Genomic DNA, 12,677 nt, shown 5'->3' on the forward strand with positions numbered 1-12,677 from the left:
CATTTTTTCTATTTTTGCGGAAACCAACTATGATCATAAAATCAAATAATTGAAGTTTACAGCAGAACAAATAGCAGGTATTTTAGAAGGTACAGTCGTTGGTGATCCAAATATTGAAGTTTCTAAACTTGCTAAAATAGAAGAGGGAACAGAAGGGTCTTTAACCTTTTTGGCTAATCCTAAATATAAGTCTTATATATATACCACAAAATCATCTATTACAATAGTTAATTCAGATTTTGAGCCAGAGGAAGACTTAACCACAACACTTATTAAAGTAGATGATGCTTATGGAGCATTTACAAAACTCTTAGAGTATTATAACCAAATAAAACTCAATAAATCAGGTGTAGAACAACCTAGTTTTATATCAGATTCAGCAAAAATTGGTGAGGATATATACATAGGAGCATTTACATATATAGGTGATAATGTAAAACTAGGAAAAAACGTAAAGATATTTCCAAACTCATATATAGGAGATAATGTTACAATAGGTGATAATACTATAATTTTTTCTGGAGGTAAAGTTTACTCAGATTGTGTTATAGGAAATAATTGTGTTGTCAATTCAGGTGCTATTATAGGCGCAGATGGTTTTGGTTTTGCACCAAATGAAAAAGGTGAATATTCTAAAGTGCCTCAAATCGGAAATGTAATTCTAGAAGATTTTGTTGATATAGGAGCGGGTACTACAATAGATAGAGCTACTCTAGGTTCTACAATTATTAGAAGAGGAGTAAAGCTAGACAATCAAATACAAATAGCACACAACGTAGAAATAGGAAAAAATACTGTAATTGCAGCGCAAACAGGTGTTGCTGGTTCTACCAAAATAGGCGAAAATTGCCAGATAGGTGGACAAGTTGGTATTGTTGGGCATATTTCTATAGGAAATAATGTGAAAATCCAAGCACAATCGGGTATTGGTAGACATGTTAAAGATAATGAGGTTTTGCAAGGATCTCCAGCATTAACATATGGCGACTTTAATAAATCTTATGTGTATTTTAAGAATTTACCTAAGATTGTAAAAAATATAAATGAAATTGAAAAAAAAGTAGATGGCAATAATTAAAACAGAAATAAGACAGAAGACCATTGAAAAAGAAGTGAAACTTCATGGAGTAGGGCTTCATACAGGTGCTGATGTAACATTAGTATTTAAACCTGGTGCTGAAAATTCTGGTTATTTATTTGAGCGTATAGATTTAGAAGGAAACCCAAAGATTGAAGCTGATGCAAATTATGTAACCAATACGCAACGTGGCACATGTTTAGAAAAAAATGGTGTAACCATACAAACATGTGAGCATGTATTAGCGGCATTAGTTGGTTTAGATATAGATAATGCAGTTATAGAATTAAACGCATCAGAGCCACCAATAATGGATGGATCTTCTAAGTTTTTTGTCGAAGCTATTGAAAAGGCTGGTATTGTAGAGCAAAATGCTTTTAGAGAAGAATACGTTGTAAAAGATGTAGTTTCTTATGCAGACGAATCTACAGGTAGTGAGATTATTCTTATGCCGTCAGATACGTATAAGATAACAACTATGGTGGATTTTGGGACTAAAGTATTAGGTACTCAAAATGCTACTATGAATTCTGTATCAGATTTTAAAGATGAGATTTCAGATTCAAGAACATTTAGTTTTTTACATGAGCTCGAAATGTTATTAGAGCATGGTTTAATTAAAGGAGGTGATTTAAATAATGCAATAGTTTATGTAGATAAAGAATTATCTGAAGAAACTATGGATAAACTCCGTAAAGCCTTTGATAAAGAGAGTATTGCAGTAAAACCAAACGGAATCTTAGATAACTTAACGTTACATCATCCTAATGAAGCTGCACGTCACAAACTATTAGACGTTGTTGGTGATTTAGCATTAATAGGAACACGTATACGAGGTAAGGTTATCGCAAATAAACCAGGGCACTTTGTAAACACACAGTTTGCTAAAAAGATGTCTAAAATTATAAAGAACGAAAGACGTAATAATGTTCCACAAATAGATTTGAATTCTGCACCATTGATGGATGTAAATCAAATTATGAACATGTTACCTCATAGACAGCCTTTCCTATTATTGGATAAAGTTTATGAGCTTACAGAGAACCATGTAATTGGTATGAAAAATGTTACTATGAATGAAGAATTTTTCAAAGGACATTTTCCAGGAGCGCCAGTTATGCCAGGAGTACTCATAGTAGAAGCTATGGCTCAAACAGGTGGTATATTAGTTTTAAGCACAGTTCCAGACCCTGAAAACTATTTAACGTTTTTCATGAAAATGGATAATGTAAAGTTCAAACAAAAAGTAGTTCCTGGTGACACACTAATATTTAAGTGCGAACTTATAACACCTATAAGACGTGGTATATGTCACATGCAAGGTTATGCTTATGCTAATGGTAAGCTTTGTGCAGAAGCCGAGTTAATGGCGCAAATAACAAAAGTTAAGTAATGAACCGAGCGAATAATAATTTCAAATCGTTCATAATATGTTAATAGGCGAACATATTTTCACCTATTTATAAAAAATTAAATTCAGAAAATGAATCAACCTTTAGCATACGTACATCCTGGTGCAAAAATTGCAAAGAATGTAGTAATAGAACCTTTTACAACTATACACAACAATGTGAAAATCGGTGAAGGTACATGGATTGGGAGTAATGTTACTATCATGGAAGGTGCCCGAATTGGTAAAAATTGTAATATTTTTCCTGGTGCTGTTATTTCTGCAATTCCTCAAGATTTAAAGTACAATGACGAAGACACAACTGTAGAAATCGGTGATAATGTAACCATTAGAGAGTGTGTTACCATTAACAGAGGTACTTCAGATAAAATGAAAACTGTAATTGGCAACAATTGTTTAATCATGGCTTATAGTCATATTGCACACGATTGTATAGTAGGTAATTATTGTATTTTTTCGAATAACACGACGTTAGCAGGCCATGTTACTATTGGAGACAATGTAGTATTGGCAGGTATGGTTGCAGTACATCAGTTTGCATCGGTTGGTAATCATGCTTTTGTTACAGGTGGTTCTTTGGTAAGAAAAGACGTGCCTCCTTATGTTAAGGCAGCAAGAGAGCCATTGTCTTATGTAGGCATCAATTCCGTAGGATTAAGAAGAAGAGGATTTACAACCGAAAAAATTAGAGAGATTCAAGATGTTTACAGAATTCTCTATCAAAAAAATTATAATAACACACAAGCTTCAGAAATTATTGAAGCAGAAATGGAAGCCACACCAGAACGTGATGAAATTCTTCAGTTTATAAAGAATTCTCATCGTGGAATTATGAAAGGCTATTTTAAATCAAATTAATAAAGAAAATAAACTAAGTAATGGCAAATACATCAGATATTCGCAACGGATTATGTATTAGATACAATCACGATATTTATAAAATTATAGAATTTTTACATGTAAAACCTGGTAAAGGTCCTGCATTTGTAAGAACAAAACTAAAAAGTGTTACTACCGGAAAAGTAATTGATAATACTTTTTCTGCAGGTCATAAAATTGATGATGTAAGAGTAGAGACACATAAGTTTCAATATTTATACAATGATGGTGAATACTATCATTTTATGAACGAAGCAGATTACACTCAAATTCAACTAACCGAAGGTGCTTTAGATAGACCAGATTTATTAAAAGAAGGAGAGATAGTAACCATTCAAATTAATACAGAGGATAACATGCCGTTGTCAGTAGATATGCCTGCAACTGTTATTTTAGAGGTTACCCATACTGAGCCAGGAGTAAAAGGTAATACTGCTACTAATGCGACTAAACCTGCAACAGTTGAGACTGGTGCTGAAGTTAATGTCCCTTTGTTTATTAATGAAGGTGATAAAATTAAAGTAGAAACTGAAAAAGGTACATACAAAGAACGCGTTAAGGAATAAATGAAATTTCCAAAGCCACACACTCTAAAAGAAATTGCCAATTTAATCGATACAGATTATGTTGGTTCTGATGATTTTCCTGTTTTAGGAATGAATGAAATTCATGTTGTAGAACCTGGAGATATCGTTTTTGTAGATCATCCTAAATACTATGATAAAGCATTGCAGTCTGCTGCTACAATTGTCTTAATCAATAAAGAGGTAGAGTGTCCTGAAGGTAAAGCGTTATTAATTTCTGATGATCCTTTTAGAGATTTCAATAAGTTAACACTTCATTTTAAGCCATTTAAATCATCTAATGTTTCTATTGCTGAGGATGCTAAAATAGGTGAAGGAACAATTTTACAACCTAATTGCTTTGTTGGAAATAATGTGTATATCGGAAAAAACTGCGTGATTCATTCTAATGTAAGTATATATGATGATACCGTCATTGGTGATAACGTTAACATACATGCAAATACAGTTTTGGGTGGAAGCGCATTTTATTACAAAAAGAGGCCTGAAGGTTTTGACCCTTTAATTTCTGGCGGTCGAGTTGTCATAGAAAATAATGTTGATATAGGTGCTGGTTGTACCATAGATAAAGGTGTAACTGGCGATACAACCATAAAAGAAGGGACCAAAATTGATAACCAAGTTCAAATAGGTCATGATACTGTGATTGGCAAAAAATGCTTAATTGCTTCTCATGTAGGCATTGCTGGTTGTACAGTAGTAGAAGACGAAGTTACAATTTGGGGACAAGTAGGTATTACTAGCGGAGTAACTATTGGTACCAAGGCTGTGATTTCTGCAAAAGCTGGTGTAAGCAAGTCTTTAGAAGGTCATAAAAATTATTTTGGTATTCCTGCAGATGATTTTAGGTCTAAATACAAAGAGATTGCATCGATTAAAAAAATACCCGAAATTCTTCAAAAATTAAAAGATTTATAATTCCCAACAGAAAAAATAAAAAGGGCTCGTAAATACGTTTCAAAAGACTTATTTTTGTCCAACTAAATTTATAAAAACTTAAAAATAACAATATCAAATGAGCGTTTTAGTAAATAAAGATTCTAACATCATTGTTCAAGGTTTTACAGGTAGTGAAGGTACGTTTCATGCTGGTCAGATGATCGAGTATGGTACAAATGTAGTTGGTGGTGTAACACCAGGAAAAGGTGGGCAAGAGCACTTAGGAAAGCCAGTTTTTAATACAGTTGCTGAAGCTGTGGAAAAAGCAGGAGCAGATACAACTATTATTTTTGTGCCACCAGCATTTGCTGCTGATGCAATAATGGAAGCGGCTGATGCAGGAATCAAAGTTATTATTACGATTACTGAAGGAATTCCTGTAGCTGATATGGTAAAAGCTGCAGATTATATTAAAGACAAAGACTGCAGGTTAGTTGGTCCTAACTGTCCAGGTGTTATTACTCCCGGTGAAGCTAAAGTTGGTATTATGCCAGGATTTGTATTTAAATCTGGTAAGGTTGGTATCGTTTCAAAATCTGGTACATTAACTTACGAAGCTGCAGACCAAGTTGTAAAACAAGGATTAGGTATTACAACTGCAATTGGTATTGGTGGTGATCCAATAATTGGAACAACTACTAAAGAGGCTGTTGAACTTTTAATTAACGATCCAGATACAGAAGCTGTTGTAATGATTGGTGAAATTGGAGGGCAGTTAGAAGCTGATGCGGCTAATTGGTACAAAGCAAGTGGAAGCAAAAAACCTATCGTAGGATTTATAGCTGGTGAAACGGCACCTGCAGGACGTACAATGGGTCATGCTGGAGCTATAGTGGGTGGTAGTGATGATACTGCGCAAGCAAAAAAGAAAATTATGAGAGAATGTGGAATTCACGTTGTAGATTCTCCTGCTGAAATAGGTAAGAAAGTAGCTGAAGTTTTAGGCTAATAACTTTCTTACAAACTGTTAAAAACCTTACAAAATCTTGTAAGGTTTTTTTATTTGGTGCAATTTGTAATTATTATATTTGAATGACATCCAAGAAAGTAAACATAACTAATCAACAATATTAAAAATGAAATTATTAGAAGGTAAAACAGCTATTATTACAGGTGCTAGTAGAGGTATAGGTAAAGGTATAGCTGAAATTTTCGCTGACCATGGTGCTAATGTTGCATTCACATACAGTTCTTCTGTTGAAGCTGCTAATGAACTAGAAAAAGAGCTTAATGGTAAAGGCGTAAAAGCAAAAGGTTATCAAAGTAACGCTGCAAGTTTTGATGAAGCGCAAAAACTTGCAGATGATGTTGTCGCAGAGTTTGGTTCAATAGACATTTTAGTAAATAATGCAGGTATTACTAAGGACAACTTATTAATGCGAATGGGTGAAGAGGATTTTGATAAAGTTATTGAAGTAAATCTTAAGTCTGTATTCAATATGACTAAGGCTGTTCAACGTACTATGCTTAAGCAGCGTAAAGGTTCAATCATTAACATGAGTTCTGTAGTTGGAGTAAAGGGTAATGCAGGTCAAACAAACTACGCTGCTTCAAAAGCTGGTATTATTGGTTTTTCTAAGTCTGTTGCTTTAGAATTAGGTTCCCGAAATATAAGAAGTAATGTAATTGCTCCAGGTTTCATAGAGACTGAAATGACCGCAAAATTAGATGAAGACACAGTTAAAGGTTGGAGAGCTTCTATTCCTTTAAAACGAGGCGGAACTCCTGAAGATATTGCAAATGCTTGTGTTTTTCTTGCAAGTGATATGAGTGCGTATGTTACAGGTCAAACTTTAAATGTGGATGGAGGAATGCTAACTTAATTTTTAAACAAGAGGATATTAACCATTAAATTTTATACTATGAAACTATTTATAACGTCCATCTTTTTGTTTGTTTTTGCTTCTACATTAACGGCTCAAAATTGGGAAAAATATAAATCTGAAGAACTTACTTTTATAGCTGAATTTCCAGGAACACCAGAAAAATCCGTACAGCAGATACAGACGGCTATAGGTGAATTAGATATGCATATGGTTATGTATTCTCCTTCATCTGGTGATGACAACGCTGTATATTCCGTAATTCGCTCAGATTATCCAGAGGCACAGTTTGAAAATGCTGACGAGTCATACAATAATCAAGTGCTTAATGGAGCAGTTCAAGGTGCGGTTTCTAATGTACAAGGGACTTTGCTTTATGATAATAAAGTTAAATTCAATGGTTATCCTAGCAGAGATGTTAAAATTGAAATAACTGGAGGTTTTATATATATTAAGGCATATTTAGTAGAAAACATAATATTCATCACCCAAGTTATTTGCACTGAGGATAAGGATGGTAATGAAAGTATTAAACGTTTTCAAGATTCTTTTGATATTATAAACGTGAAACAATAAAAATAAATCGTTGACGGAGAGTAGTATAATTTATATTATCCTGGCATTTATAACAGCGCTTTTATTGGCGCTGTTTCAATATATTTACAAGTCTAAACTTAATACCAAGTTAAAAATAGTATTAACCGTATTAAGAACAGTTTCAGTATTTGGTATACTTCTGTTACTCATCAATCCTAAATTTGAATCAAAAACTTTTTATGATGAAAAACCTACACTAGTTATTGCTGTAGATAATTCAGAATCGGTTTCATACCTTGAGCAAGACCAAAATGCAAAGAAAACATATCAATTATTAAATGGTAATTCTGAAATTCAAAAACGATTTAATGTAAAAACATTTAGCTTCGGGAAAGCCTTAACAACACTCGATTCTTTAAACTTTTCAGAACAACAATCCAATATTTCTAGCGCACTAAAACAAATAGGAGAAGTGTACTCTAATCAAGTAGCTCCAATAATTTTATTGAGTGATGGTAACCAAACTTATGGCGCAGATTATAGCTTTATAAGTAATGCTGTAAAACAACCGATTTACCCTGTAATTTTGGGAGATTCTACAATCTATACAGATGTTAGCATTAAACAACTCAACGTTAATAGATATGTGTTTTTAAAAAACAGATTTCCTGTTGAAGTAATTGCCAATTACAGTGGTAATGAAGCAGTAAATACCGAACTAAAAATATGGTTTGGTAACAGTTTAGTTTTTAGAAAACCTATTCAATTTAGCGCAGAAAAAACATCTGAAATAGTTTCAACAACTTTACTCGCAAACTCAGTTGGAGTAAAAACATATAGAGTAGAATTAACACCGTTGAATCAAGAAAAAAATACAGTAAACAATACTAAAAATTTTGGAGTAGAAGTTATAGATCAGAAAACAAATATTGCTTTAGTATCTGATATTTTGCATCCAGATCTAGGTGCTTTAAAAAAGTCAATAGAGAGTAATGAGCAACGAAGTGTTTCTATTTTAAAACCTAATGATTACCTTGGTAAAATAAATGATTTTCAATTAGTTGTAATTTATCAACCAAACAATAGATTTAATGAGGTTTTAAGTAGCATCTCTGATGAAAACTTAAATAGTTTTATTATCACAGGTAATACCACCAACTTTAGTTTGCTCAATAATTTACAAGCGGCTTTTAGGCAAACGGTAACAAATCAATCTGAAGATTATCAACCACAATTAAACCGAAATTATAGTACCTTTATCATTGATAATTTAACTTTTGAAGATTATCCACCATTACAATCAGAATTTGGAGAAATTGAATTCTCTGTACCTAATGATGTTATTTTATCTAAATCTGTAAACGGTATAGGTACTAATCAGCCGATGTTATCAACCTTTGAAGTAGGTGGAGCAAAGCATGCTCTATTATCTGGTGAAGGCATATGGAGATGGAGAGCACAATCCTTCTTAGAGTCTGAGAGTTTTAATGATTTTGATAATTTTATTGGTAAATTGATACAATACCTAAGTACCAATAAAAAGAGAAGTCGACTCAATATTGATTATAAATCGTTTTACAACGGAAATGACGATGTTATTATATCTGCGCAGTACTTCAACAAAAATTATGAATTCGATAATTCTGCAGCGCTTACTATAGTATTAAAGAATGAAGAAAATAATAGCGCTAGAGAAGTTCCACTTCTGTTAAATAACGGTAGTTATAGTGTTGATCTAAGCGGAATCTCTTCTGGTTCTTATAGTTTTACAATAAAGCACAATACAGAATCCGTTGCAGCTTCAGGTAGTTTTGAAGTTTTAGAATATAATGTTGAGCAACAGTTTCTAAATGCAGATATAGAAAAGCTTCAATCGTTAGCTAAAAATAGTGATGGAAATGCAGTTTTCAATACAGAAATAGAAAATCTAATTTCAGAATTATTGACAGATTCCAGATACGCTGCCATTCAAAAAAGCACTAAAAAAATTGTACCTTTGATAGACTGGAAATATCTTCTTGGTCTTATAGCCTTGAGCTTATTTGCAGAGTGGTTTATTAGAAAATATAACGGTTTAATTTAAATGTACTCAAATGGAAAAATTACCAAAAATCGGTTTGCCGATCTTAATAGGAATTGTGCTATTAATAATAATTGTAGCTAAATCTGCTGTAACGATAGGTTCTGGTGAAGCAGGTGTTTTATATAAAACTTTTGGAGGTGGTGTAGTTACCGACGAGCCTCCTTTAGGTGAAGGATTTCATATAGTGGCACCATGGAACAAAGTATACGTTTACGAGGTGCGTAGACAAGAAATTTTTGAAAAAATGAAGGTTTTATCATCTAATGGATTAGATATTCAATTAGACGCTTCTGCTTGGTATAAACCAGATGTTAAGAATTTAGGAAAGTTACACCAAGAAATAGGTGATAACTATTTACAACGTATTATCTTGCCAACTATAAGATCAGCTGCACGTAGTGTCGTGGGGCGTTATACGCCAGAACAGTTATATTCTAGTAAAAGAGATGCTATTCAACGTGAAATCTTTGAAGAGACCAAAAAAATTGTTGATGACCAATACATTGTTTTAGATGAGATTTTGGTGCGTGATGTGACATTACCACCAACTATTAAAGATGCTATTGAGCGTAAACTTAAACAGGAACAAGAATCTTTAGAATATGAGTTTAGATTGGTCACTGCAGAAAAAGAGGCCGAACGACAAATCATTGAAGCAGAAGGTAAAGCTCAAGCTAATAAAATTTTAAGCGCTTCTTTAACAGATAAAATTCTTCAAGATAAGGGTATTGAAGCCACTAATAAATTAGCAGAATCACCTAATAGTAAAGTAGTTATAATTGGTTCTGGTGAAAGCGGAATGCCTATAATTTTAGGTAACCAATAATAATTAAATTAATTTTAACATTTCACTATTTGGAATTGTAAATATTAATTTACAATCTTTGTACAGAACAAAACTAGACATGACTTTTATTCAATTACATCATCATCATTTTCATACTTGCACTCAAGCGAGCTAGAAATGTATTGAATAAAACCAAAATATTTTTAAAACCGTTTGAGTAAATCAAGCGGTTTTTTTATTCCTGTAAAAACAGGAATCTTACCCAAAAAGATTTACTCAAACACTTTAACAAAAAAAGAAAAATGAGTAAACTAAAAATTGCAATTCAAAAATCAGGACGATTAAACGAGGATTCTATGAAAATCCTTAAAGATGTTGGTATTTCTATCGATAACGGTAAAGACCAACTTAAAGCATCAGCTAAAAACTTTCCTCTAGAAGTTTTTTATTTGCGTAATGGAGACATTCCTCAGTACTTAAAAGATGGTGTTGTAGACGTCGCTATTATCGGTGAAAATGTCTTGGTAGAAAAAGGACAAGACATCACTATTGCAGAGAAATTAGGTTTTTCAAGTTGTAAAGTGTCTGTAGCGATTCCAAAAGGAAAAAGCTACAATTCCATTAAAGATTTGGATGGAAAACGAATCGCGACGTCGTATCCAAACACAGTCAATCAGTTTTTAAAAGACAACAACGTTAACGCCAATTTACACATCATTAATGGCTCTGTTGAAATTGCGCCAAATATCGGTTTAGCAGATGCGATTGTAGACATCGTTTCTAGCGGAAGCACCTTATTTAAAAACAATCTTAAAGAAGTTGAAGTCATTTTAAAATCAGAAGCTATATTAGCTGTTTCACCTCAAATTTCTTCTGAAAATCAAGCGATTTTAAACAAGTTACAGTTTAGATTACAATCGGTTTTAAAAGCTAGAAACTCACGCTACGTGTTACTAAACGCGCCAAATAACAAAGTGGATGATATTATAAATATTTTACCAGGAATGAAAAGTCCAACCGTTTTACCATTAGCTGAAGAAGGTTGGAGTTCACTACACTCGGTAATCAATAAAAACGATTTCTGGGAAATTATAGACGAATTAAAAGCGAATGGCGCAGAAGGTATATTAGTTTGTCCAATTGAAAATATGGTGCTCTAAATTCCTGCACAAGGGATCTAATATTTAAAATTAATGTCTGGCTGAGCGCAGTCGAAGCCTAATTAAGGAGAAAAAATGAAAACAATAAAATACCCAAATAAAAACACGTGGTCAGAAATTTTAAAACGACCAACACAAACCGTTAACGATATAGAAAGTACAGTTAATCAAATTTTTGAAGACGTACAACGCAATGGTGATGCAGCAATAAAAAAGTATACTAGCTTATTTGATGGCGCAGATTTACAATATATTCTTGTAACTGAGCAAGAAATTAAAGACGCATCTGCAGAATTATCTACAGAATTAAAATCTGCGATTAACCAAGCAAAGTCAAATATTGAAACATTTCACAAAGCACAAAAAACAGAAAGGGTAAGCGTAGAAACATCTGTTGGAATTACTTGTTGGCAAGAAAAACGTGCCATTCAAAAAGTTGGAATTTATATTCCTGCTGGTACAGCACCTTTATTTTCAACAGTTTTAATGTTGGCAATTCCTGCAAATATCGCTGGTTGTAAAGAAGTTGTGTTATGTTCGCCACCAAATAAAGACGGTAAAATTGCTAACGAAATTTTATATGCAGCTCAACTTTGTGGTGTGACTAAAATTGTAAAAGTTGGTGGCATTCAAGCGATTGCAGGATTAACATTTGGAACAGAAACTATTCCGCAAGTCTATAAGATTTTTGGTCCAGGAAACCAATTTGTAACTGTTGCTAAGCAATTAGCAACAAAATATGGTGTCGCTATCGATATGCCTGCAGGACCAAGCGAATTGTTGGTTGTTGCAGATGATAGCGCCAATGCAAGTTATGTAGCTTCAGATTTATTAAGTCAAGCAGAACATGGAACAGATAGTCAAGTCATTTTAGTATCAACGTCTGAAAATTTGATAAATGAAGTTGAAACTGAAATCAACACACAAATCAAAGCATTACCAAGACAAGACATTGCACAACAAGCTATCAATAATTCAAAATCTATTTTAGTAAAAACTAATGAAGAAGCATTAGATTTAATCAATGATTATGGACCAGAACACTTTATTGTAACGACTAATAATAACGATTTTTATGTTGATGGTATTCAAAATGCAGGTTCTGTATTTATAGGTAATTACACACCAGAAAGTGCTGGAGATTATGCATCTGGTACCAATCACACCTTACCAACCAATGGGTTTAGTAAAGCGTATTCTGGCGTAAATTTAGATAGTTTTACAAAAGCAATTACATTTCAAAACATCACAAAAGAAGGTTTGAAAAATATAGGAAACACCATAGAACTAATGGCAGAAGCTGAAGGTTTACAAGCGCACAAAAACGCAGTTTCAATTAGATTAAAAGATATCATTCCTGCGCAGGCAGGAATCTCAACCTCGAAAACAGAATAAT

General features: G+C 33.1%; 12 protein-coding genes. All 12 read left to right on the top strand.

Translation table 11 applies throughout. The annotated features are described in order from the left end of the window. The first annotated feature begins 49 nt into the window (after positions 1-49). The 12 genes from lpxD (at position 50) to hisD (ending at position 12,676) form a co-directional block, all read left to right on the top strand. A complete protein-coding gene (gene lpxD, locus V1468_RS08820; RefSeq protein ID WP_331809872.1) occupies positions 50-1,078 on the top strand; it encodes a UDP-3-O-(3-hydroxymyristoyl)glucosamine N-acyltransferase in 1,029 nt (342 codons plus the stop codon). Then, a complete protein-coding gene (locus tag V1468_RS08825; protein ID WP_331809873.1) occupies positions 1,065-2,471 on the top strand; it encodes a bifunctional UDP-3-O-[3-hydroxymyristoyl] N-acetylglucosamine deacetylase/3-hydroxyacyl-ACP dehydratase in 1,407 nt (468 codons plus the stop codon). The genes lpxD and V1468_RS08825 overlap by 14 nt, the downstream gene beginning before the upstream one ends. 90 nt (positions 2,472-2,561) lie before the next feature. Next, on the top strand, positions 2,562-3,347 hold the full coding sequence (lpxA, locus tag V1468_RS08830; RefSeq protein ID WP_278005118.1) for an acyl-ACP--UDP-N-acetylglucosamine O-acyltransferase: 786 nt from the start codon (positions 2,562-2,564) through the stop codon (positions 3,345-3,347). A 20-nt stretch (positions 3,348-3,367) separates the two neighbouring features. Next, positions 3,368-3,934: an elongation factor P gene (efp, locus tag V1468_RS08835; protein WP_331809874.1), complete on the top strand. Its 567-nt coding sequence runs from the start codon at positions 3,368-3,370 to the stop codon at positions 3,932-3,934. Further along, on the top strand, positions 3,935-4,870 hold the full coding sequence (locus V1468_RS08840; RefSeq protein ID WP_331809875.1) for a UDP-3-O-(3-hydroxymyristoyl)glucosamine N-acyltransferase: 936 nt from the start codon (positions 3,935-3,937) through the stop codon (positions 4,868-4,870). It begins immediately after the preceding gene. A gap of 97 nt (positions 4,871-4,967) precedes the next feature. Beyond that, positions 4,968-5,840: a succinate--CoA ligase subunit alpha gene (gene sucD / locus V1468_RS08845; RefSeq protein ID WP_331809876.1), complete on the top strand. Its 873-nt coding sequence runs from the start codon at positions 4,968-4,970 to the stop codon at positions 5,838-5,840. A gap of 127 nt (positions 5,841-5,967) precedes the next feature. Next, on the top strand, positions 5,968-6,714 hold the full coding sequence (gene fabG, locus V1468_RS08850; protein WP_331809877.1) for a 3-oxoacyl-[acyl-carrier-protein] reductase: 747 nt from the start codon (positions 5,968-5,970) through the stop codon (positions 6,712-6,714). A 39-nt stretch (positions 6,715-6,753) separates the two neighbouring features. Next, on the top strand, positions 6,754-7,290 hold the full coding sequence (locus tag V1468_RS08855) for a hypothetical protein (RefSeq protein WP_331809878.1): 537 nt from the start codon (positions 6,754-6,756) through the stop codon (positions 7,288-7,290). A 10-nt stretch (positions 7,291-7,300) separates the two neighbouring features. Further along, positions 7,301-9,334 carry a VWA domain-containing protein gene (locus tag V1468_RS08860; protein WP_331809879.1) on the top strand — a complete coding sequence of 678 codons (2,034 nt, stop codon included), beginning with the start codon at positions 7,301-7,303 and terminating at the stop codon, positions 9,332-9,334. Positions 9,335-9,344: 10 nt separating this feature from the next. Further along, complete coding sequence (locus tag V1468_RS08865) at positions 9,345-10,160, top strand: prohibitin family protein (protein ID WP_331809880.1); 816 nt, start codon at positions 9,345-9,347, stop codon at positions 10,158-10,160. A gap of 263 nt (positions 10,161-10,423) precedes the next feature. Then, positions 10,424-11,281 (top strand): ATP phosphoribosyltransferase, encoded by an 858-nt coding sequence (gene hisG / locus V1468_RS08870; RefSeq protein ID WP_331809881.1) that lies wholly within the window; start codon positions 10,424-10,426, stop codon positions 11,279-11,281. Positions 11,282-11,356: 75 nt separating this feature from the next. Beyond that, positions 11,357-12,676: a histidinol dehydrogenase gene (hisD, locus tag V1468_RS08875; protein ID WP_331809882.1), complete on the top strand. Its 1,320-nt coding sequence runs from the start codon at positions 11,357-11,359 to the stop codon at positions 12,674-12,676. Position 12,677 lies beyond the last annotated feature (1 nt).

It is taken from the genome of Winogradskyella poriferorum (assembly GCF_036553625.1).
GTDB classification, from domain to species: Bacteria; Bacteroidota; Bacteroidia; order Flavobacteriales; family Flavobacteriaceae; genus Winogradskyella; species Winogradskyella poriferorum.